General features: G+C 59.6%; 18 protein-coding genes and 2 pseudogenes. 7 read left to right on the top strand and 13 right to left on the bottom strand.

What is annotated here, in order from left to right; genetic code table 11:
• Positions 1-87: 87 nt before the first annotated feature.
• The 5 genes and pseudogenes from repC (ACSQ3Z_RS33820) to ACSQ3Z_RS33800 all read right to left on the bottom strand — a co-directional run bounded on the left by repC (ACSQ3Z_RS33820) (position 88) and on the right by ACSQ3Z_RS33800 (position 5,367).
• Positions 88-1,293, bottom strand: coding sequence for a plasmid replication protein RepC (repC, locus tag ACSQ3Z_RS33820; RefSeq protein ID WP_436175479.1), 1,206 nt, complete (start codon positions 1,291-1,293; stop codon positions 88-90).
• A gap of 156 nt (positions 1,294-1,449) precedes the next feature.
• On the bottom strand, positions 1,450-2,436 hold the full coding sequence (gene repB / locus ACSQ3Z_RS33815) for a plasmid partitioning protein RepB (RefSeq protein WP_436175478.1): 987 nt from the start codon (positions 2,434-2,436) through the stop codon (positions 1,450-1,452).
• 75 nt (positions 2,437-2,511) lie between these two features.
• Positions 2,512-3,720, bottom strand: a complete 1,209-nt coding sequence (gene repA, locus ACSQ3Z_RS33810; RefSeq protein ID WP_436175477.1) for a plasmid partitioning protein RepA — start codon at positions 3,718-3,720, stop codon at positions 2,512-2,514.
• Between the two features lie 791 nt (positions 3,721-4,511).
• Positions 4,512-4,643, bottom strand: a pseudogene (locus tag ACSQ3Z_RS33805) (zincin-like metallopeptidase domain-containing protein); the annotation flags it as partial.
• Between the two features lie 127 nt (positions 4,644-4,770).
• Positions 4,771-5,367 carry a cation transporter gene (locus tag ACSQ3Z_RS33800; RefSeq protein WP_436175669.1) on the bottom strand — a complete coding sequence of 199 codons (597 nt, stop codon included), beginning with the start codon at positions 5,365-5,367 and terminating at the stop codon, positions 4,771-4,773.
• 54 nt (positions 5,368-5,421) lie between these two features.
• Between ACSQ3Z_RS33800 and ACSQ3Z_RS33795 the strand changes: the two genes are divergently transcribed.
• Positions 5,422-6,264: a sulfite exporter TauE/SafE family protein gene (locus tag ACSQ3Z_RS33795; protein WP_436175476.1), complete on the top strand. Its 843-nt coding sequence runs from the start codon at positions 5,422-5,424 to the stop codon at positions 6,262-6,264.
• A 16-nt stretch (positions 6,265-6,280) separates the two neighbouring features.
• Here the strand turns inward: ACSQ3Z_RS33795 and ACSQ3Z_RS33790 are convergent, their stop codons facing one another.
• The 5 genes from ACSQ3Z_RS33790 to ACSQ3Z_RS33770 form a co-directional block, all read right to left on the bottom strand.
• Positions 6,281-7,150 (bottom strand): ArdC family protein, encoded by an 870-nt coding sequence (locus ACSQ3Z_RS33790; RefSeq protein WP_436175475.1) that lies wholly within the window; start codon positions 7,148-7,150, stop codon positions 6,281-6,283.
• 229 nt (positions 7,151-7,379) lie between these two features.
• The gene (locus ACSQ3Z_RS33785) at positions 7,380-8,237 is read right to left on the bottom strand and encodes a Fic/DOC family protein (protein WP_436175474.1); all 858 of its coding nucleotides are present in this window, start codon (positions 8,235-8,237) and stop codon (positions 7,380-7,382) included.
• Entirely contained in the window at positions 8,234-8,434 is a 201-nt protein-coding gene (locus ACSQ3Z_RS33780) for a hypothetical protein (protein ID WP_436175473.1), read from the bottom strand. The genes ACSQ3Z_RS33785 and ACSQ3Z_RS33780 overlap by 4 nt, the downstream gene beginning before the upstream one ends.
• Positions 8,435-8,501: 67 nt before the next feature.
• Entirely contained in the window at positions 8,502-8,708 is a 207-nt protein-coding gene (locus ACSQ3Z_RS33775) for an antitoxin VbhA family protein (RefSeq protein ID WP_107652809.1), read from the bottom strand.
• A gap of 119 nt (positions 8,709-8,827) precedes the next feature.
• Positions 8,828-9,160, bottom strand: coding sequence for a DUF736 family protein (locus ACSQ3Z_RS33770; RefSeq protein ID WP_436175472.1), 333 nt, complete (start codon positions 9,158-9,160; stop codon positions 8,828-8,830).
• 593 nt (positions 9,161-9,753) lie between these two features.
• Between ACSQ3Z_RS33770 and ACSQ3Z_RS33765 the strand changes: the two genes are divergently transcribed.
• The gene (locus ACSQ3Z_RS33765; RefSeq protein WP_436175471.1) at positions 9,754-10,470 is read left to right on the top strand and encodes a pentapeptide repeat-containing protein; all 717 of its coding nucleotides are present in this window, start codon (positions 9,754-9,756) and stop codon (positions 10,468-10,470) included.
• 52 nt (positions 10,471-10,522) lie between these two features.
• Positions 10,523-11,029 (top strand): hypothetical protein, encoded by a 507-nt coding sequence (locus ACSQ3Z_RS33760; RefSeq protein ID WP_436175470.1) that lies wholly within the window; start codon positions 10,523-10,525, stop codon positions 11,027-11,029.
• Positions 11,030-11,143: 114 nt separating this feature from the next.
• Here the strand turns inward: ACSQ3Z_RS33760 and repC (ACSQ3Z_RS33755) are convergent, their stop codons facing one another.
• Complete coding sequence (gene repC / locus ACSQ3Z_RS33755; protein WP_436175469.1) at positions 11,144-12,415, bottom strand: plasmid replication protein RepC; 1,272 nt, start codon at positions 12,413-12,415, stop codon at positions 11,144-11,146.
• 1,429 nt (positions 12,416-13,844) lie between these two features.
• Positions 13,845-15,641 carry a ParB/RepB/Spo0J family partition protein gene (locus ACSQ3Z_RS33750; protein ID WP_436175468.1) on the bottom strand — a complete coding sequence of 599 codons (1,797 nt, stop codon included), beginning with the start codon at positions 15,639-15,641 and terminating at the stop codon, positions 13,845-13,847.
• A 163-nt stretch (positions 15,642-15,804) separates the two neighbouring features.
• Here ACSQ3Z_RS33750 and ACSQ3Z_RS33745 point away from each other — a divergent pair, with 163 nt between their 5' ends.
• On the top strand, positions 15,805-17,688 hold the full coding sequence (locus ACSQ3Z_RS33745; protein ID WP_436175467.1) for an adenylate/guanylate cyclase domain-containing protein: 1,884 nt from the start codon (positions 15,805-15,807) through the stop codon (positions 17,686-17,688).
• Positions 17,689-17,848: 160 nt separating this feature from the next.
• Here ACSQ3Z_RS33745 and ACSQ3Z_RS33740 read toward each other — a convergent pair whose 3' ends face one another.
• Positions 17,849-18,769, bottom strand: a complete 921-nt coding sequence (locus ACSQ3Z_RS33740; protein WP_436175466.1) for a LysR family transcriptional regulator — start codon at positions 18,767-18,769, stop codon at positions 17,849-17,851.
• A gap of 191 nt (positions 18,770-18,960) precedes the next feature.
• Between ACSQ3Z_RS33740 and add the strand changes: the two genes are divergently transcribed.
• The 3 genes and pseudogenes from add (at position 18,961) to ACSQ3Z_RS33725 (ending at position 21,264) form a co-directional block, all read left to right on the top strand.
• The gene (gene add / locus ACSQ3Z_RS33735; RefSeq protein WP_436175465.1) at positions 18,961-19,983 is read left to right on the top strand and encodes an adenosine deaminase; all 1,023 of its coding nucleotides are present in this window, start codon (positions 18,961-18,963) and stop codon (positions 19,981-19,983) included.
• Positions 19,984-20,035: 52 nt separating this feature from the next.
• Positions 20,036-20,280, top strand: a pseudogene (locus ACSQ3Z_RS33730) (IS5/IS1182 family transposase); the annotation flags it as partial.
• An 834-nt stretch (positions 20,281-21,114) separates the two neighbouring features.
• The gene (locus tag ACSQ3Z_RS33725) at positions 21,115-21,264 is read left to right on the top strand and encodes a hypothetical protein (RefSeq protein WP_436175464.1); all 150 of its coding nucleotides are present in this window, start codon (positions 21,115-21,117) and stop codon (positions 21,262-21,264) included.
• Positions 21,265-21,298: the final 34 nt, after the last annotated feature.

Here is a 21,298-nt window from a genome sequence, read left to right as displayed (position 1 = left end):
TCACTCTCCATCCATCTGAGACGAAATATAGCCTCACATGATGCGACATACAAGCCTCTGCATCAGCGCGAACCGATCCGCCAACAATTACCCTGTCATCTTTGCAGTCGCGCCGTTCGCTCGCAATGCCGCCATCAGCATCGGCCCGACCGAAAACTCCCCTGCCCTCGCCTTCTCCGTTAGCACCCGCAAATAGCCGCCAGCTGAATCGATGTGCTGTGCCCGCTGCAGAATGCAGGCAATCACCACCGCGGCGATTTCCTGACCCATGACATGGCAGGCATCCTCATACGCTGACGGCGAAACGCCCAGATATCCCCGCACCTGGGCGGCGGTGATCATGAGATCGCGCCAGTTGCCGATCCCGTCGACGGCGTAGTCCGCAATTTCGGGGCAGGCCTTCAGCACCATCCCCAGCGGATAGGTTTTTGGGGGCTCTGCAGTCCTCGTTAGTGGCTCGACCGCCGCCCCGCTTTTTTCCAAAGCAGGTTCAAATTCAAAAGTAGAGTCGGTGTTTGAATCAGATTGCTGCCGCCCGCTTTGGGACTCATTGCCGTTCGGATTCATGGATTCCATATGGATTTCCAGCAGCTTATCCACCTCATCACGCAACGCGGCCAGATCGGCCACGATAGGTTCGAGGTCGGCAATGCATGCTCGGCGCGGAATTGTCTCCACAACGGCACGGAAACGCCTCCATAGGCCTCCCCAGTCGCCCGGTACGTCTTCCTCAACGGCCGCCTCGACCAGCTTCTGGATATCCCGCCGGTGCAGCGTAATGCGTTCCCTCATAAGCCGGAGCGCCCGGTTGTCGGCGCGAACACGCTCGGCCGCCGCCTCGAACTCGTGAGCACGGGCCAGCAGCGGCGCCAGGGAGAAGCCAAATGCTTCCTCGATCTCGCCTCCTCTGCCCTTCCGCGCATAACGCTTGCCGTTCGGGCTGTCCCGACGGATGACTAGACCGCAATTCACCAGTTCCGCCAGGTTCCTCCGCAATGTGGAATCGGGCATGCCGTGCGCCCTGAGGGACAGCTGCACGTTCGAGGGAAAGACGATGAGGCCGTTTTCCTCACTCAGCTCACAGTCAGGATAGAATGACAGCAACGCATTCAGGACGGCCAGGGCGCGATCGCCGATGCCGACGAGGCTCTTGCCCTCGCAGAGGTTGCGATAGATCTGCCACTTGTCGACGACCCTGCCCTTGGGGATCTCACGTGACTCGTTTTGCGCTGCCAGCATGGCAAGCGACATCGGCCGCCGCCCAAAGGGCGTCGTTGCAATACCCGTCTCCATTTCTTTTCCTTCGCCTTCAATTAGGCAAAAGAAATCCGTCCGCCGAATCGACGCTTAAAACTCTTGACACTGATTCGTGGAAATGAGATTCTCGGCTTGCTAAAGATCGAGAAGGGCTTCCACGGTTCGCCGTCGGGGGCCTTTTTCTTTTGCGGTTCAGTCTCCTGTTGCTGTCCTCTCCGACTTCCGGAACGCCTCATAAAGGTCGCCCAGATTGTCAGAAATCCACGTTCCAAAGCGGCTGCCATCCGTCTCCTTCACGGCGATCGTAACGGCCTTGCCTGCCTTCTTGACACTGACGCTAACTGATTTGTCCTCGGCAGCCCAGGAATGCGCCTCTTGCTTCACACTGGCCTTGCGAACGGGCTTCCCCTTCGCATTCAGGCCCGCAAACAACCTTTCGAAGCGTCCGTTGCTTTCCAGATCATCGAATTCGAGTTCGGACAGGATTTCATCAACAATGTCGGATTTCTTGCCAACAAGAAGGGACAGCTCAACCCACCGCTCGCGGCCGACAGACGCAGCTGATCCAATCTTGCCGATGACGGATGCCGGAATCCTTGTGACAACTGACACCATCTTCGAGACAGCAGCGGCATTCGAGGCCAATGCCGAGGAAATAACATCCCTGTCATATCCCAGGTCCTCAAGGCGCTTTGCGAACATCGCCTTCTCGATGAAACTGAGATTTGCCCGGGCGGAATTCTCCTGACCCTGGGCAATGACATGAGTCTTGTCGTCGATCTCCTTGACGACCGCCCTCACCTTCCGCCCCAGTTCGCTGGCAACGCGGACGCGGCGATGGCCGAAAACGATCATGTAGCGGCCGTCGATACGGGGATGCGGACGAACAAGTATGGGAGAATCCTGCCCCCTCTCCTGGATCGCTTCCAGCAGCTCTTTATACTGCTCCTTGTCGTCGCCCATGCGGTCGGAAACGAACGACCCGTCGATAAAGTTTGGATCAAGTTCGACCACATGCTCGCCTTCAAGATACGCATCCGCTTGCTTGGCCAACTCGTTGACCGAGCGGATCATGGATTTCGAAGCGCCTCGGATCGGATATGCCGCCTTGGAGGCGGACGACACATGGTCGTCCGCCTCCTTTTCTGCGAGGCCTGCAAGAAGATTCTTACGCGCCATATTTGTCTACCTCCAGATAGCGCCTAGACCATTGAATGCATTCGGAAAAGATCCGATTTTGTCAGCGGACAAAAGTCAGCGCCCCCATGCTTCATGAATTAGGTCGGCGATTTCGCCGTTTACGACATCCAGCGCATCCATTGCCCGCTCGTATGTGGAACGGGTCATCGCATTCTTCTCGACTTCGTAGAGGGTCTGCTTGGTAATCCCCGCATCGGAAATCGCCGTTGATTTCAACATCTGGTTCTTGAGAATGAATTCGCCAAACAGCGTATGCAGGAACGCCACCATCTGCGCTTGCGGCTGATCTGTGGGTTCGAATCGAGTAACAAGATAGCGATACCACTCCAGATTCACTTCGGCACCCGCCGCCCTGATCGGCTCGAGGATGTTCCCTAGCATCAGCAGAAACTGGCCCATGCTCATCACATCGAGCATCTGCGGATGGATCGTGATCAACACTGACGTCGCCGCGGTCAGTGCGGTGATCGTCAGGTACCCCAGTTGAGGCGGACAATCGATAACTACGACATCGTAGCGATCGTCGACCTCCGTCAATGCCGCCGAGATGCGCGTGAAGAACGCCCTACCCACATTCGAAGACCTGTCCGTCATTGCCAGAGGCGTGTCGTATTCGAACTCCTGTAGCTCTAGGTTCGCAGGGACGATATCGAGGTCCGGGAAATTCGTTGGCTTGATGATTTCCGAGAGAGGCACCTTCTCGTCATCATATCGAATCGCGTCGTAAAGCGATTTGGTCTGGTCGAGTTCAGGCTGGAACCCATGCAATGAGGAAAGCGACGCCTGCGGGTCGAGATCGATAGCTAGGACGCGGTGCCCGGTCAGCGCAAGGTATTGGGCGAGGTGGGCAGCGGTGGTGGTCTTGCCGCTGCCCCCTTTGAAATTGACCACAGCTAGGATCTGGAGCCTCTCGCCCGGCCGCCGATGGGGAACATACATTCGGGCGTCGGATCGTCCGTACTGGTCGAGATACCGGCGCAGCTCAAGCATCTGTTCAGCAGTATACGACCGCCTGCCCGACGTTGAGGTTTCAGGCACCGGGCCTTTGCCTTCTAGATGCAGTTTCTTCAGATGGCTTTGGGAGACCCCAAGATACGTGGCAACCTCGGCCAGCGAGAACGATCGAAGATCCTTCTTCGCATGGGGAGGGAAGCGCTGCATCGAGAGTAGGTGCAGCTTCTTCGATATCTGGTCGCCCTGCTCGAGAATGCTTTTCTCGAACAGCAACGGGATCTTCGTGGGAACGGGCGAACTCACGTTCATTCGATCGAGACTCTCTAAAAACGATTTTTGGCGTAAAGACGCTAAGCAACCGTCATTATGTCCGATTCGTTCGATCCGGCAAGAAATTTTAAGTTAACAAAAGGTTAACGGCCTCGCGGCAGCGGAATCACGTGATCCGATTCATGCAATTGAATAGGCTACACAATTTGCCGATTTTGTCAGCGGACAAATTTCCTGCTTACTGCAGCCGTCAGTCAATCTTCGTAAGTATATCGCCGATCATCAGACCGTGCTGGAAACCGTCACAAGTGGCCTGGCACCCTTTCCATTTAGCGTGAAACGAGTTCACGTGAAACTTTATGTTTGCCAAGAGACCCCGCCGAAGCTTTCGGATACTGGGCAGGGCAGGGGGGACGACGGCGCGTTGGCAATCACCCCCCATCCGGGAATGTTGTCCTGCAATGACGATTGCGGCATGTCCGTTTGCTTTCGTTCGAAAACAAGCCCGCGCCTCGTGCGAAGAGCTCGGGCCCGATCGGGTTGGGGCCCGATCTGAGGCGGGCAAGCGGGGGTGGGCCCGCTGCTTACAGAGAATTATTAGTACACGCTAATATTAGACTGTCAGGATCGGCAACTTCTCCGGAGTCGGCAATGAATTGCGCGGTATGTTCAACAGAGGGGAACAACTATCGGAGCCGAGGGCGCCAATAGCGCCCGGTTCCAACTGATACGTGCCAAACGACAATGAGCGGTCATCATCGTCTCTATGGTCAAGCCAGATGAGTCGGCACAGAGCGCCTATTGCGACCCGCCCTGCACCTCAGGCTGGCTTAAATGCAACTGCTGACGTGCATCCGGTCAGCAGCGGCCGTGACGATGGCCCTCTTGTCATTCTTCAGGACGGCGAGCCAGCCCGCCAGATAGGCGTCTGTGTTGTCGCGCGGAACATGCGCCACGCCCAGTTATCTGACCAGTCAACTTGTCTCAGCGGTGCTTCTTGGCGCTGAATCCCCGAGAATTCACCGGATCTTTGATCAGCGGATCAGCGTGAGACAGATTCAACAGGTCGAGGGGTCAACGGTTGGCTGTTCAAGCCTCTGCCCTGCGGTGCTCCTGGCGCGCCGCCTGCCAGATCTCTCGCGCTGCGTCGGCGTTCATGGCGGCGATGGCAAGACCGACGATCAGGTCCGGCCAGGCGGAAAGAGTATAGGCTGTAAAAAGGCCTGCGGCGATGATCGCCACATTGGCGAGCGCGTCATTGCGCGCTGAGAGGAAGGCAGCCTTCGTCAGGCTGCCGCTGTGATGTCGGAAACGGACCAGCGTCAGCGCGCAGAAGAGATTGACCGCGAGAGCGCCGGCGCCGGTCAACGACAGAGCGAGCGGTTCAGGCGGGGTCGGCGCGACGAACTTGTCCCATGCCGTCCAGAGCGTCGCCAGGCCAGGAACGAGCAGGATGCCGGCGAGCGCCATTCCGACTTTAGCGCGGCTGCGAATAGACCATGCAAGCGCCACCAGGATCAGGAAATTGACGGACGCGTCTTCGAGGAAGTCGACGCTGTCGGCGAACAGCGACACGGAGCCGATGGCGAGGGCGACGGCGAACTCGACCCCGAAATAGGCGAGATTGAGAAGCGCGACCAGACGAACTGCCCGGCGCAGGCCTTGATCGTGCGAGGAGTCATCCATGGTCTTGGCGTTCAATTGATGGTTCTCTCTGGTTACACCGAAAATGGATGGCAAATGAAGCCCAGGGACGTCGCCACGAACGCAGATGACATCGGAACACAGTCTGCCAGAGAGCAGCCGAACAACCTGGGAGCTTTCGGCGGCGGGGCTGCCATCGGCGCCCTCGGCGGCCTGATCGGACTCGGCGGAGCGGAGTTCCGTCTTCCTCTGCTGATCGGCGCCTTCCACTTCGCTGCGCTGGAAGCGGTGATCCTCAACAAGGCGATGAGCCTGGTGGTGGTCGCCTCGGCTTTACCGTTCCGGGCCACCATAGTGCCCTGGGGCGCTGTCGCGGCGCATTGGACGGTCATCGCAAACCTGCTGGCTGGTAGCCTAGTGGGGGCATGGTTCGGGGCGGGATGGGCGACGCGGCTCAAGTCCGGAACGCTCTATCGGGTCATTGCGGCGCTGCTGGTAATGATCGCAGTGGTGCTCATGATCGGCCATGACCCACATGGCGGTGGTCAGCCGCTGTTCCAAGGTCCGGGCCAACTCGTCGCCGGTGTCGCTGCCGGTGTGGTGATCGGCGTGGTGGCGTCGCTGCTCGGCGTGGCTGGAGGCGAGTTGCTGATCCCGACGCTTGTCCTGCTGTTCGGCTGCGACATCAAACTGGCCGGCAGCCTCTCGCTCGCCGTCAGCCTGCCGACGATGCTGGTGGGATTTACGCGATACAGCCGCGACAGTAGCTTTGCCGTGCTTGGCCGCAACAAGGCGTTCGTGCTGATGATGGCGGCCGGCTCGGTTGTCGGCAGCTTTGTCGGCGCGCGGCTTCTCGGCATCGTGCCGAGCGCGGTGCTGTTGCCGCTGCTGACGATCATCCTGCTTGTCAGCGCGATCAAGGTGTGGCGGCATCGTTGAGACCTGGGCAGCCGGCTCAAGCCGGCTGCCGCGCGTGCATCCAGTCGGCGATCTCTTGCGCCTTGGCCGCGGCGGTGAAGATGGCGCGCTTGTCGTCTTTCAGCACTGTGAGCCAACTCGCAAGGTACGAGGCAGTATTGTCGCGAGGGTCGTGCGGCACGCCGAGATCGGCGCAGAGGAAAGACGCTGCGAGCTCCGCAATAAGCTCTTCTGCGGCGTAGCTTTCGGTTCCGAATCGCCCGCTCAGATCGCGGTCCAAGCGAGTGTTCGCACCTGACCAGTGCGAGATCTCATGTAGCAAGGTCGAATAAAGGTGAACCTCGCTGTCGAAGCGCTCGCGGTCCGGCATAAGGATGTCATCGCAGACCGGCTGATAACAGGCTTTTGTCCCGCCGTAGCTGACCTTTGCGCCGGTATTTTTTACGAAGGTTTCGACTGCTTCGATGTGTGGAACAGCATTGGTCGGCAACTCCTCGGCCGGGCTGAAGAACCTGTCCGGCATGTTCTCGATCTGCTCAATATTGAAGACGGTGTAGCCCTTCAGATATGGAATCGCGCGGTGTTCGTCGTCTTCGTGATCCTTCGGAGTGAACGTGCCGTACTTGACGACAAGGGTGCCTTTTTCGCCCTTGCGGACCTGACCGCCGAAGTCCTGGGCCTGCCGGTAGGTCATCCAGGTGTTTTCTTCGTAGCCGAACGTCTGGCCCGCGACCCACAGCATGATGACGTTGATGCCGCGGTAGGCTTCGCCGGTAGCGCGCCGGGGAATGATCGCGCTGCGGCGGGCATTGCCGCGCCAGGGGCGGATCCACGGCTTGGTGCCGGCTACAAGCTGCTCGACAATGGTGTCCGTGATGCGCTGGTAGGTGTCCTTGATGCTCTGCATGGCCGTCTCCATCCGTTGGTTGACGGCAAAGACCGGAGATAGCCGAAACGAGCCCATGCACCCCGTAGGGGCCGCAACGGAGAGGAGGACTGCGACAGCGGTTGCATGGGGGAGGGGCTATCGTAGCTTGTCCGTCAAATCAGCCAACGGATGGAGGCGGCCTGGCCGCATCGAACCCGCCCGGCCGGTCAACTACGGTTGCCGAGCAGCTTGAAGCCGGCGAGCGACGTTATCGCTCATGGCCATCGCTATCTCGCTCGCGAGCCCGCTGCGCCGCGATATCCGTCTCGATGGCCTTCAGCTCGGCAGGAGGCGTGTCTTGCCGGGTCGCTTCGGCGCGTTCGGCCTGCACGGGCGCCTGGATGGCCTGTGGCTCACGGCCAAGGCGAGAAAAGTCGGATCGGGCGGTGAAGGTGATTTCCGCTTCATCCTCGGGTAGTCGCTCCGGGAGGTCTGCGCGATCGACGGCGATGATCCGTTCGTCCGAGACGATGCTGGCGACACGGTCGTCATGCCCGAGCACCTGGCCGGTCACTTCTTCGCCTGGGCGGGCTGTGCGAACGTTGTGTTCAAACGGTACCTCGCCGCGCACCTCGAGGTCGGACAACGCGGCGCGAAGGGCTTCGCGGCGATTCGGGTCTACCGCGTCCTCGAGCACATGTTTCATGGCAGCGCTTGACGGGTCGTTCGTGGTTTCGATCGACGCCTCGATCATGCGCGGCTTGGTGATGACGGTGAAATCGACCTCATGGCCGTAGTGACGGCCAAGCTCGGCGATGAACGCCTCCTGGGTGCGTCCGTTGCCCTCGCGAAAGGGATGTACAAAATTGAGCTCGGCCATGACCTGGCCCGCACGCTCGGCAAACTGCTCTGGCGTTGAATTGCGCAAAACGTTGGGATCACGGATAGCCTTCAACGCCTCGTCGAGTCCCATCTCGATGCGGGAGCCGTGCAGGAATGCGGTGCCGCCTTTGGAGAGGCCACCGATCGGCTCCACGCGCTGCCCGTCCACGATCGGGCTTTCATTGCGCGCGTGCCCGGCCCACTCATAGACGTCCTGAAAGATATGGCTGTGGATGGCTTTCAAATGCACCTGTCGAACAGGCCCGTCGGGCCGTCGCCTTCGGCAATTTCCGCCATGCGGAAAGCCGTGGCGCGGTATTCTTCGATGCGGAGTTCGGAATGAGTCTCGATGCCGAACTTATTACGCAGCACATCGGTACGATCGGGATCGTCCGACGTGTTCGGGTAGAAATAGGAACCTTTGATGGGGCTCTCGGACATCGGCGGGTCAACAAAAAACCGCCTGCGTGGGGCAGGCGGCCTTTCGCCTTGATAGCTGGTGTTTCGATTACGCCCGTTTCGCCGGCCGCACTACCCGCAGGCGATACTCTTCGCGGGTGATGTCGCCGGCGACGTAGGCCGCCGTCGCTTCCTCGAGCACCGGATCGTGGGTGTAGCCCTGCCGGATATTGGCCGCACGGGCCTGATCCGTCGCCTTGCGACGCCGGGCGACGGCTTCCGGCGAGCGGTCCGGACGGGTCGAATGGATATTCATCCGCAGATCTCCAATAGCGACAAACACTAGCAGAAAAACCGCCGAAAATCGAGCGGTTTGCGGCATTTATCGGCCTTGTGAGGGATGCGCCCGGCTCGAGGCCGGGCGCTCCACGTCAATCAATCGCGGGGATCCCATTCGATGATCGCCTGCAGGGTGGGATCGTCCTGGCCGGGGTAGCGACCGAGATTGGCGTTGAAGCCGAGGCGCTTGATCGAAAGCGTGTAGTAGGGCTTTTTCGCCTCGCTGGTCTTCTTCCAGATGCCGCCGACCTCGATGTCATAGCCGCGCGGGGACTTGGCGTAGACGCGGTGCGTCGGGGCTTTGTCGTTGCTCGAGTCGAATGGGACAACGTGGATGTCCAGGTCGCGATCGATTGTGGAGATAAGGCCGTTGCCCTTGGCGGCGTCCAGGTCGTCCGTGTCGAACTGGATGAAGTTGGTGGTGGTCATGTCAGTCACTCCTCTTTGGTGGTTGCAATGATCGTTCACGGGCACGGCGGAAAGCGGTGCGCACCGGAGGCCGAAGCGAGAGCGGAGGAAGCCGGAGGCCGGAAAAATTTGCTGCGCGAGGAAGCCGCAGGCGGGGACATTTTTGCGGACGCCGGATTTGCGCAAACCGCGTCGACGTGCGAACGAGCGTCAAAAGCAACCGACATGGAGGGGTGAGGGATGAACAACATTGGCTATCTACCTCCGGATCGGTGACGGCCTGAAGCGGCAAGAAGTGACCTTATTCTATTCACATTCCGCGCCGTTACAATGGATTTCTGCCATTTCACGCAAGATTCGAGAAGCAAATTGCTTCACCGCTTCTGCCCAATTTATAGTGCCGATTTGGATATACGACACGTCAATGCGCTGGAGGCTTTTTAGCGCACCGTCGCAGGTAATGATGAGAACTACGTTTTCGCCATCGCCCTCTAAATCTAACCGCGAGGGTCAGACGAAACCCAGAGGCCTTTCCGTAGACTCACGAACCGCGCCGTGGATAATATGATTGGGATTCAATTGCCCGAACTGTGTTGCAGCGGGGTGCAGCGATCATGCCTAGGAAGAAAACCAAGATCCCTGCCGGGTTGGCCGTGGCAATTGCTGCCTGCGCCGGGCTCGCTAGCCAAGTCGCCATCGCGGCTCCTGACTGCCATGCCGCCGCGCGGCCCGGCGTAAATTGGCACGAATGTGACAAGAAGCTAGTCATTCTCGAAGGAAAGGATTTGAGCGGCGCTAATTTGTTCGGCGTTGATTTCACGTCGACCGATCTCAGAAACAGCAACCTCCTTGCGGCGAATCTTGAGAAGGCAACACTTGTACGTGCGTCGCTGGCCGGTTCGACTGCCAAAGGTGCCCGCTTCGACAGGATAGAGGCCTATCGAACCGATTTCAGCGGGATGGACGCGCAGGGGGCTGTGTTTGCGAGTGCCGAGATGCAACGTTCGAATTTCCAGGACGCCAATCTGGCCAATGTCGATTTCACAAAGGCGGAACTGGGGCGAGCGCAGTTTCATGACGCAGACATCAGCGGAACTCGCTTCTCGTCCGCCAATCTAGCCCGGGCGGACTTCCGAGGAGCGACCTTCACCGCGCCGATAGACTTCGACCGCGCCTTCTTCTTTCTGACTCGTATCGAGGGCGTCGACCTTTCCAATTCGACGGGTCTGTCCCAGTGGCAGGTTGATATGGCTTGCGGCGATGCCCGGACCGGACTGCCGACCGAACTCAAGAGGCCTGAGAATTGGCCCTGTCGATTTCAGCAGGAATAGCTGTAACTGCGAAGCGGGTTGCGACGATGCTGGTCAACGAGCATGTATCTGATTGGGCGAAGTGGTTCGGCGGTCTGCGGGACTTGCCTCCTTTGCCGCGGCGGCCAATGCGCAGGCGCAACAGACACTTCCGGCTGCGCCCCCACCCGCCAAGGTCCAGGAACTGATCAAGATTCTTGACGACCCGGAGATTCGCGCCTGGCTGCAGACGAAGTCCGAACCCGCCGCGGCTGATGCCGGTCCCACGACCCTCGAGCAGATCTCCCGATGGGAGGCGCTCACACGCGACCGTTTCGCATCGATCTTCGCCGCTGCTCATCGGGTGGGATCGGAAACAGCAAGTGCGGCGACGATCGTCATCGAGAAAGTCAACCAGGGCAGGCGCGGCGCGGTCATCGGCCTCATCGCCCTGCTGATAGACGTGCTTCCCATCGATCATTCGCCGAAGAAAGGCCCGGCCTTCAATGCCACATTGCCAGACCTTGCCATTGCGAAAGCCTGTCTGGCCGCTCGCAAGCGTCGATCGCCGCGATCCGGATGCGCTGCTGGCGCACGCTGATCGTGTCTCCATCGATCACCCGGACAGTGCCGGACCAGGTGGTTGGATCGGCCGCGGCTGCGCCGACGCCGATGCAAACTATCGCGACCGCAGCCGCCAATGCCGCTCGGAACCTCAATTCAACGCCTCCGTCATGTTGCGCGCCACGAGCCCGAACACTGACCGGGCAAGATGAAGCTCGCCGGCGGCCGCGCGCTTTGTCATGGCCCGCAAATAGCCGCCCGGCGAGGTAACTTCTTGCCGGTCGAACTTCTGCAGCGTCACCGCGACCGCCACGGCCGCCTGCTGCTCGCCCATTTGGTCGACCGCGCGGCGGCGCGCATCGTCGGAAATTCCAGCAATTCGACACATTTGGGGCACGATTCGCGCCAGTTCGGCCCACGTACGGGGCAGGGCAAAGCCGTAGGTGTCTAGCGCCGGTATCGCCCGCACCAAGTCCTGCAAGGCCACAAGTGCCTGTGGTGGGTGCTTCGGTTGGTTGACTTGGCGCGAGCCGCCCCCCAGGCTTGCTTCATAAGCCCGTTGGCTGGCAGAGCCAGCCTCTAGCAACCTGAGTTGTTCGGCGTGAGCCGAACGCCGATTCTCACTACTATTCACAAGGGGATCAGGGCTTGTAGTCTGTTTGTGCATGTCGTTTTCGGCATTCGCGCATACCGAATTTTCTGTCGATTCCGAACGACTGCAGAGCTGCAGGGCTCGTTCGATGAGCCACTCGAACAACGCCGTAGCGCGGCGTAAAGCTGCGCTCGACGCCTTTGCGGCAATACCGACAACCGCAACAACCCGCTCAAGTCGCGCCTCAAGCCGTGATTGGGCGCGCTCTGAGAGCCCGGTGGCGGTTGCCAAAGCGTACCGGAGATTGCGCAGCGCCCCACGATAACGGCGCAGCGCAGCGCTCGCGGCTGCTTTCTCGGCTTTCGCCTGCCGCACCAGCCCATCGAGCTCGCGGTAACGAACAATCAGAATGCGCATATCGATGCCGCAACCGTCGACAATCAGACCGTCGGCGTTGCGGTGCGGATAGCGCTTGTAATTGCCGCTGTCCTGCATGGTGACGAGCCCGGCGTCGAAGAGGTTCGACAGCATGCGACTGACCCGTCCGACCGAGCGATTGATCTCGAAGGCGAGCTGCTGGTTGGACTTGAAGACGATCGGCCGCCCGCCTTTGTCAAAGGCCTCAGGCGACGCCGTGTTGACCAACGTGACCAGAAGATGGCTTTCGCTCGCGTTAATCAAGCCCGTGCAAGGCAGGTTGTGCGCGAGCACGGCAAGCTGCCCGCGTGCCACCGATCCCATCTCGGCTGACTCTGACAGTCGCCGGTATTCGGTGCGTTGTGGCGTCACTCTGCGGCCAATCGGCCGCTTCAGTGGCACAGCTTCTCCCATTCTCGTCTCCTTTTTGGCGGAGACCAGGCAAAGCAATCCCGTTCACCGAAACGGTGTTTTTCAGGTTGACAGAGGAAGGGAGGTTTGCGACAAAGTCTTGGCTAGATTGATTTATTCGCAAACCGCTTCCGGGATTCGTTTCGGGGCGGTTTTTCTTTTTCTGGTCGGTCGGTCTCTCCTCGTAAGCGCTAGATTGCATCGCTCGGAAAACTGATTCCGGGTGATTTGTACAACCATAGCCTGAATAGCCATTTTGGCGCAACAATCGTGCTGCAGAGCAAGTGGGCAAACCTAACTTTAAACCGCACCAAATGGCCAGAATGCCGGTTTCTCGGCACTTTTGTGGGCTCTAAGCTGGCTAAAGCGCCACCGCGCGTGATACCATTTCGGATATATGACCGACAGAGTAGCGTCGGCCTGGGCATCCAAGCCGATGTCTTGCGGTTCGGGAAGGGGAGGGGAGGGAGGGAGCCTCCACTCACTGCCGGATCGGGGCCGGTCGATCAGGCCCGATCGCATCAGCGGCCATCGGTCCGCGCCGGCCAGCAACGAAACGCACTGTTAACGCCGTTCGCGGGTGACAGGATGTCGGCCGCAGTTCGAAAGTGTAGTCTGCATCTCGCTGTCAGCCGCGGAGGCGAAAATGAATTTGCTTCGGATTGCGCTCTTGTGCACAGCCATGATCGGCCTTGGAATGCCGGCCGGTCGCGCTGAGGATCAGCCCGTTCCGCCGAACAACGAAGCAGCAACAGAGCAGCCGCCAGTTCATTGCGAGGGGCAAAACTGTCTCCCGCCGGCGGATAAACCTGTGCAGGAATGCACCGGGCAAGATTGCATGCCAGCTCCGCCGACTGAACCAGGTCCAGAGATTGAGCAGGTCGACTGAGCAGCATCAGCGGACGATCTCTCTTTTGGCAGAAGGTCGGACATCGGAACGAAAGGCGGATTCGCGAATTCTACTGCTAGATAATTGGAATCGTCGCCCATGAGGCTCGCGACCCTCCACCTTGAAACTGCGAAATACGGCGACGAATATCGCGCCGCAAGGCTCGCGCTGCTGAGGCAGCAAATCATCCGACACATCAAGCGCACTGACGCCTCGGCTCAAAAAGTCGAGCAAGCGCTGGCTAGGTTGTCCGAAGCAACCGCACCTTGGATCGGCTCGCGCGGCATCAGCAGGGCCACACTCATGCACACCTCCGCATCGGCACGATGTGCGGGGGATTGTGCGGCTGCTGCATATGCCGTTCACGCCACATTCTGGCGAGCTCGATGAAGGCTGAAGGCTTCAAGCGCACGGCAAGCCCGTCCTGAATGTCGGCCCAATCGTCACGTGCAGGGTTCTCGACATAAGCATTAATGAGCTTGCAGCAGGCAGGCGCGGCAAACCGGTCGCGCCCGAGAAAGCGCGACCGGCAACGGCTGATGGTTATTCAGCCGCTACGGCTTGCGGCGCTTCTTCATCGAAATCGGCCTCGTCGCGCGTCGTTTCGATGGCAGGAACGGAAATCCTCACAGGCTCAGGAAGCCAACCGCTGTCGACGACCATCCGCTCTGCAATGCCGACGGCTTCCAACTTCTTGCCCGCTGCCTTGACGGCAAGCGCGGCCTGATCACCCTTCGCCTCACGAATGACGGCCTCGATGCTCTGGCGGTTGATATGCGAGAAGTAGCTGTCGCCGGTCGGCTCGAACCATTTCGCCATGTTCACCTCAAGAGCCTGTCCAAGCCGGTCTGCGTGCTCGAAAGCGCCTTTCCGGTCATAGCAATGAAGCTTCCGCACAGCGTTGACGGAATGAGCCGCCGCAAAAGCCAGAAGCGACAACAGTTCATCGCGGCTCTGGTGCAAGCACCATTCCCACAGATCGGCAGGGTTGCCGGGGATATGATCGCCCCATGTCTCGCGAAGCCTTTCAAGTTCCGCGACGGCTCGGCAATCATCGCTGCGCTTCATGCTGCTTTCGATGCGCTCATGTGTCAGCTTGATTTGCAGCGCGCTATCTACGTTTGGGCAGTAATCATAGATCACACTCAACAGCATCGCGTGAACTACGGCTGCCAAGGCTATTCCGTGATTGTTCGCGAGTTCGACGCGCAGCGCCGCCGTCTTTTGAGCGGTCAGGTCCTCGACGAGCGCCGCCGAATGCGTCACCTTCGGCTGTCCGGCCTGCTGTGGTTTTTCAACGCCGTTGCCACCTTCGTCGTCGCCATCGGCCTCGTCATCCCGGTCATCCTCGGGCCGCACAAGACCACGCTCGATCCGCACATCGCCGTAGTTGGTCAGCGTGACGATCGCACCGCCGATCTCGAAAGCTTCCGGCGTATAAATTTCCGTGCGGTCCTGCAACGCGGTGATCCGCTTGTCGATTTCCTCGATCTTCGCATGAGACTCTTCGTCGACGGCCTCGGCCTCGATCAACTCGGCCAGCTCGTCATATTCTGCGGTGAGTTGGTCGAGCTCGGCTTGTTCGGCCTTGGACAACGGCACCTGTTCGGGATAGCTCCGCCCATAGGCTTGGAAGGTGTCATAGGATACATCCGGCATGATCTCGACCCACTTCCAGCCTTCCGCCTTCACCGCCTTGGCCGCGCTTTCAAGCTTGGCTGCGACAAGGGCGTCCAGCTTCACGACATCGACAGCGAAACCGCCTTCCTTGTCATCGAACAGGTCGCGCTTGACGGTTCCGCCTGCCACCTCGTAGGCGTCCAGCCCGCCAACGAATTTGACCCGCTTGTCGCTTGCCCGAACGCCCTCGCCAACAAGTGCGGAACGAATGTTTGATGCGTAGCGGTTCCACGTTGGCAGTTCATTCCATACCCGTTCCTGCGCCTCGTGATCGTCGCTGATCGTGAAGGCCGAAAGCTGCTCAAAGGTCATGTCCTCGTTGCGGTAAGCCTCCAAGAGGCGCGGCGACACGCGACCAAGGGCTAGGCGGCGGCGCACAATCGTTTCGGTCGTGCCGAACCGTGCGGCAATATCGGGGACCGACTTGCCTTCGTCCGCCAGATCGCGGAACGCCTCGTACTGGTCGACCGGATGCATGTCCTCGCGCAAGACGTTTTCGGCAAGACTGGTCGCCTTCGCGTCCTCGCCCGCGCGCACCGACATCCGGATCATCCAGGTCCTGCTCGGGCACGCCAAGCTGAACAACACCGCCGCATCCGGCTGTGCGACGAGCAGATAACGCCGCGTGGCCGGAAGGCGAAGCGGTCCGTCCGCATCCATCCCGGCGCTTCCCCGCGGGGCAGCTAGTGGTCCCAACACGTTCGTTCAGCCTACACCGAAGGGCAACTCATGATCCCACGGGAAGTCCGGTTTATGGACGCCGCTTGGTGTCTGGCATAGTATCTCGATTTGCGCATGCATCCTCCAAAAGCAATGGCGCCAAATGGCCGAAGAACGCGTACAACGGCGCCTTGCCGCCATCCTAGCTGCCGACGTAGTCGGCTTTAGCCGCCTCATGGAAGTGGACGAGGCGGCAACGCTGGTGAGGCTGAAACAGCGGCGACGCGAGATACTCGGTCCGCTGGTTAGCCAGCATCGGGGCCGAATTGCCAAAGTGATGGGAGACGGGGTGCTGGTGGAGTTCGCCAGCGCCGTCAACGCCGTTACATGCGCCGTTGAACTGCAGCAGGCGATGGATAGTGCCAACGCCGGTTCACCGGAAAATCATCGAATCGTACTGCGCGCCGGTGTCAACCTCGGGGACGTCTTGGTTGAGGCAGGCGATCTCTACGGAGAAGGCGTTAATATTGCCGCTCGGCTCCAGGCGTTAGCGGAACCCGGTAGCGTTTATTTGTCCCAGACGGTGTTCAATCATGTTCGTGGCAAGCTCCAGTTCGGATTCGAAGACCTTGGCGAGCACAGCCTGAAGAACATGGCAGAGCCGGTGCGGATATTTAAAGTCTCGAGAGCCGCTGCCGACCCCGCTGCACCAAGAAAGACCGACCGACCTTCGAGAATTTCCATCGCCGTGCTGCCCTTCGCCAACCTTAGCGGCGATGCGGAGCAGGAATACTTCAGCGACGGCATTACCGAGGACATCATCACGGATCTTTCGAAGGCTTCTGCCCTCTCCGTCACCGCCCGGAACACCACCTTCGCATTCAAGGGCAAAATGGTGGACGTATCCAAGATCGCCGATCAGCTGAAGGTCAGTCACGTCCTAGAAGGCAGCGTACGCAAGGCCGGCGGGCGCGTGCGGATCAGCGCTCAGTTGATCGACGGGAGAGTAGGCGACCACATCTGGGCCGAGCGCTACGACCGCAATCTGAAAGACATCTTCGCACTGCAGGATGAAATCTCTAACGCAATCGTCGCGGCGCTGAAGGGCAAGCTGCTACCCGAGGAAAAGAAGGCGATCGAAACGCGCTCGACCCATAATCCGGAAGCCTACCAGCTCTATCTTTTGGCCCGGCTTTACCAGAGGCAGCGCGGCGCCAGGAACCTGATGATAGCCGTTAGATTCTGCCAACGCGCATTGAATAGCGACCCAAGTTATGCCCGCGCCTGGGCATTGATCGCCCTATGCCAAGCTATTCTGCATACAAGTGGAAAGTCGGAGGAGACTGGCCTATCAGCGGCCGAAAAGGCACTCGCCTTAGATTCCACTTTGGCTGAGGCTCACGCGGCCAAGGGACGGGCGTTAGCGGAGCTCGGGCGCTTGAACGAAGCTCTCGCAGCGCATGAAGAATCCCTTCGCCTAGAGCCCGATTCCAACGACGTGCGGCACAGTTTTGGGCGAACCTGCTCATGGCTTGGCCGTCATGAAGATGCAGTCACGCATTTCGAGCGCGCGGCACAGCTTCTCGATACGGACTATGCTTCTCCGGGCTTTTTATCCCAGAGTTATAAATCTCTCGGCCGAAATGAAGAGGCCAAGTCTTCGGCTCGGTGGGAACTGGAGCGTATCGAAAGGGAAATCTCGCTTCGACCCGACAATGCCAATGCGATGATGAGAGGTGCTGTCGCGTTGGGTTATTTGGGAGAGACAGAACGCGCCAAGGAATGGGCGTCGCGCGCCCTCACCATCGAACCGAACGACGACCCGATTGACCAATATAATCTGGCTTGTGCTTTCGTGCAGATGAACGAATTCGATCAAGCTATCGAACAACTGGAGACTTGTCTCGGCAAAATGTCCGTCGAATTCGTCCTCTGGGCCAAACAAGACGGCGACCTGACGCTGCTGCACCAACATCCGCGCTTCCAAGCTCTGGTTGCATGGGGGGAAGCAAAGCTGGCGGCGGCGCGGGCCGCAGAGCTCGCGTAGGATCTTTTCTTCAATCGCCATTTGGATCGACGCGCCCCCGCGGTACCCAAAATGTCAACTGCTGGCACGACTATGTCATCCGGGAAATGGGAAGATCTGACCCAAGACGGTCATTGCTGGTGACGAACTCGGATGTTCTGAATGCGCCTGAAAGCTGTCATCAGGATGGATCAGCTGTCTGGGGTCTGAGACCATCCAGTGTCGACGCAATGATACTTGCGAAGTCCCGAGTCGTCGGGTTGAGCGCCTTGGCGTCACGCGCCGCCACTGACAGCAAATCGAACATGCGCGCGCCCCTGAGCGGCCTGAAACAGAGGCTTCTCGCGCGAACCTCACTGAAGACGTCGATGGGGGCGAGAATACTGATGCCAGCACCTTCGGTGACCATCGCCTTCAGAATAGTCACGGAGTTGGTAACTACCGCCCTGATTGGCGGCCTGGGCGAGCGCTGCAGCATGTCCTCCACGATCGGTCCCGAGGTCAGCGTGTTGTCGAAAAGGATCAGGGGATACTCAAACACATCTTCGAGATGCACCTCTCGGCGGCTCGCCAGTGGATGGTCCGGCCGCATGACTGCACCCCGTTCCGTGCGCACCTCATGCATGATCTTAAGGCCGATGTCGTGCGGCGCATTAAAGGTGACGGCGAGGTCAATCTCGTTGGCCATGAGCCGACCGGTGATCTCGGCCGTGCCGCCGACGATCGCATGAAGCGATGCACCGGAATGACGCACCTGCAATTCCCTAAAGGCTCGCGGCAGAAACTCCGCGGCCAGGCACTCCATCAGGCCGATCCTCACCTGGCGCCCGCCACTCCCCTTCAAATGGTCGACGGATGCCAAGGTCCTTTGGTTGTCGCGCTGCCATTCCCTGACCCGCTCGACGATGATCTTTCCCGCCTCGGTCAAACGCATTCCGCGGGGTAATCGCTCGAAGAGCTGCGTGCCAAGCTCGGCTTCGAGATTGAGGATCTGACGGTTGATAGCCGATGGTGCCGAGTTGACGCGCTCCGCGGCGCGGCGGATTGAACCGTAGCGCGCCACCATCTCCATCACTCTGGCTGCTTGCGTGATCAGGGGCATCGGCCACCATCTATCCGTTGAGTGTCCTATTTTTGCGAACATTATGCACGAGTCTATGCGCTTGTCGTCACCCGTCACGCATGTAGCTTTGACGCCACCCGATTGAGGCAAGGTTCACTGTGAGACCCATGCCTCCACCTGACCTTCCGACGAATGTGGAGGCGCGTTTGATAGGCGCGCGATGCACCCAAATGAACAGCCCCGTAAATGTAAAGCAACGTACCTCGCTGTGCGCCCTGCCCAAGGCCGAGGTCCATGTTCATCTCGAAGGCACTTTCGAGCCCGCTAAGCTGGAGCAATGGGCAGCGGACGCGGGCGTCGCGATGCCGAGGCCGCGTGAACGTTTGCTGGAATTCAAGGGACTTGCCGACTTCCTACATTTTCTCGACTGGGCTTGCGGGCTAGCAAACACCGCAGACCATGTGTTTGAGATGGCCTACGCATTCTGCCAGCGCCTCGCCGCCGATGGCACCGGCTATGCCGATGTCATTGTCAATCCGACCCACTGGAGTGCCTGGCAGGGGCGGACCAAGGCGATGATCGATGCCCTCGATGCGGGTTTCACCGCGGCGGAACAGGATGGCTTGCCGCCTGCGAGCCTGTGCATCAGCCTGCTGCGCAACCAGACAGCGGACGAAGCGGCCGAACTCGTTGACCAACTCGTGGAATGGCGCCACCCACGCGTGGTGGCGCTTTCGATCGACGGAAACGAGGCAGCTGCCGGCCGCACTGGCCCCCGCTTTGCCGATGCCTTCCGAAGGGCCGGTGCCGCCGGGTTGCGGCGAACCGTTCACGCAGGCGAATCAAGCGGACCAGAAGGCGTACGCGATGCCATAGAACTTCTTGGCGCAGACCGCATCGATCACGGTGTGCGGGCGATCGAAGATGAGAGAGTGGTGGCACTGCTTGCAGAGCGCGGCATACCGCTGGGTATCTGCCCGACCTCCAATCTGACGGTCAAGGTCTACCCGTCGATGGATACCCATCCGATCGAGAGGCTGCGCAGCGCCGGCGTGCGCGTCTCGGTGAACACCGACGATCCGGGCCTTCTCGCAACCGACCTGCCGTCGGAGTATGAATTGGCCCGCTCCACCTTTGGCTGGACAGACGCCATTGTGCGCGACGTGGCCCGAACGTCAATCGAGGCGAGCTTCGCCAATGACGACATACGGTCACAACTGAAGTCTCAGCTTTCGCTGTGGTCGTCGGATTGAAGTTGTTTTCGGAGCACTGATTCGATCTTCGTTGTAATAGGAGATTGAGTCGATGATGGGCGAGCAAAGTGTGATGCAGGAGGAGCTGTTCTATGGCTTCAGCCTGCAGCGGCATGTGCCGGCGGACCACCTTCTCCGAGCGATCGACCGTTTCATGAGGCGGCGAAGGCTTTGCGGTCGATGCCAGCATGATCAGTCGCCGACGCGCAGCGTCAGCGCGGGATTGAAACAGCTGAGGAGCTCAAGCCCGAGGCCAAGCGGGCCGTGGCCGAATACCTCGCCACCTTGGATGATGCCGTGACGCTTCGCCGCGACTGACACCCGAGCTGGGCCGAACTCCGCGCTCTCCACAGGAGACATGAACTTTGCCGCGCTGATCGTATGGAGCTCATCGGCTCAACTCGCCCGGCTTGACGCGCTACGATCGCTACTGAGCTATAGTGCATTTGCCACTGGCTCTTGCCAGCTTCGTGAAATGCAGGCGGAAGCAGGCTTAGGCACGTTGATCGTTCGCCACGATTGGTGACGCGCGAACTAGCTGGATACCCATGATCCGAGCCTCGTTCAGAATCGCGCGCTCAGCCGGCTCCAACATGGGAAGAATAACGCCCGTTTCGATCTTCGTGATCAGCGCACTCCAATTCATCGATGGCCAAATGCCGGGTGCGGATCGGCAGGAACGGCTTCGCATGTTCAGCCAGGTTAGCTGGGCGCCTGCTATCTTGCCAACGGACGAGCAGGAGATCTGCGTCAGCCTCAATCTCTCGCAGACGGAGCGCAGGAGCGGCTGGAAGCCATTCTCGGCCCTACAGAGCTACTCATCCTAGACAACCGCTCCACACTGACGAGCGGCGGCCGCGAGAATGAGGCCGAAAGCTGGGACACGATGCAATCCTGGCAACTAAGGCTCCGTCGCCGAGGCATCAGCGTTCTTTTGATCGAGCACGAAGGCCGGTGGAAATCCGCGTGGCACAAAGCAAGCGGGAAGACGTCCTGGACACGCTCATCAGATTAAACACCCGGACGACTATACGATCGAGGATGGCTGCCGCTTCGAGGTTCACTTGGGCAAGGCGCGCGGCGTGTTCGGTGAGGCCGCAAAGCCCTTCAAGGCAAAGCAACGGAGAGGCATTGTGGTCGGTGAAGGATCTTCAGGATGCCGAAGCCGATCTCGTCATGACGATGACGCGCGATGGTGTAAGCGTACGCGAACATCGCGACGGCAATCGGACTGAGCAAATCGAAGGTCAACCGCATTCAAACACGGTTGAAAGTAATTGAGCCGTCGACCAGCAAGCCTTGAATTGCAGGTGTC

The organism is Mesorhizobium sp. LjNodule214 (genome assembly GCF_964252735.1).
GTDB lineage: Bacteria > Pseudomonadota > Alphaproteobacteria > Rhizobiales > Rhizobiaceae > Mesorhizobium.
The sequence above is the reverse complement of the archived record's forward strand: the minus strand, read 5'-3'. Positions and strand labels throughout refer to the sequence as shown.

Bases quoted from the DNA above. Each gene is read 5' to 3' on its own strand.
- add (WP_436175465.1), top strand. From the start codon at position 18,961: ATGAACAGCCCCGTAAATGTAAAGCAACGTACCTCGCTGTGCGCCCTG.
- repA (WP_436175477.1), bottom strand. From the start codon at position 3,720: ATGAACGTGAGTTCGCCCGTTCCCACGAAGATCCCGTTGCTGTTCGAG.
- ACSQ3Z_RS33745 (WP_436175467.1), top strand. From the start codon at position 15,805: ATGGCCGAAGAACGCGTACAACGGCGCCTTGCCGCCATCCTAGCTGCC.
- ACSQ3Z_RS33765 (WP_436175471.1), top strand. From the start codon at position 9,754: ATGCCTAGGAAGAAAACCAAGATCCCTGCCGGGTTGGCCGTGGCAATT.
- ACSQ3Z_RS33780 (WP_436175473.1), bottom strand. From the start codon at position 8,434: ATGTCCGAGAGCCCCATCAAAGGTTCCTATTTCTACCCGAACACGTCG.
- repC (WP_436175469.1), bottom strand. From the start codon at position 12,415: ATGGGAGAAGCTGTGCCACTGAAGCGGCCGATTGGCCGCAGAGTGACG.
- ACSQ3Z_RS33750 (WP_436175468.1), bottom strand. From the start codon at position 15,641: ATGGATGCGGACGGACCGCTTCGCCTTCCGGCCACGCGGCGTTATCTG.
- repB (WP_436175478.1), bottom strand. From the start codon at position 2,436: ATGGCGCGTAAGAATCTTCTTGCAGGCCTCGCAGAAAAGGAGGCGGAC.
- ACSQ3Z_RS33795 (WP_436175476.1), top strand. From the start codon at position 5,422: ATGAAGCCCAGGGACGTCGCCACGAACGCAGATGACATCGGAACACAG.
- ACSQ3Z_RS33775 (WP_107652809.1), bottom strand. From the start codon at position 8,708: ATGAATATCCATTCGACCCGTCCGGACCGCTCGCCGGAAGCCGTCGCC.
- ACSQ3Z_RS33800 (WP_436175669.1), bottom strand. From the start codon at position 5,367: ATGGATGACTCCTCGCACGATCAAGGCCTGCGCCGGGCAGTTCGTCTG.
- ACSQ3Z_RS33790 (WP_436175475.1), bottom strand. From the start codon at position 7,150: ATGCAGAGCATCAAGGACACCTACCAGCGCATCACGGACACCATTGTC.
- ACSQ3Z_RS33770 (WP_436175472.1), bottom strand. From the start codon at position 9,160: ATGACCACCACCAACTTCATCCAGTTCGACACGGACGACCTGGACGCC.
- repC (WP_436175479.1), bottom strand. From the start codon at position 1,293: ATGGAGACGGGTATTGCAACGACGCCCTTTGGGCGGCGGCCGATGTCG.
- ACSQ3Z_RS33740 (WP_436175466.1), bottom strand. From the start codon at position 18,769: ATGCCCCTGATCACGCAAGCAGCCAGAGTGATGGAGATGGTGGCGCGC.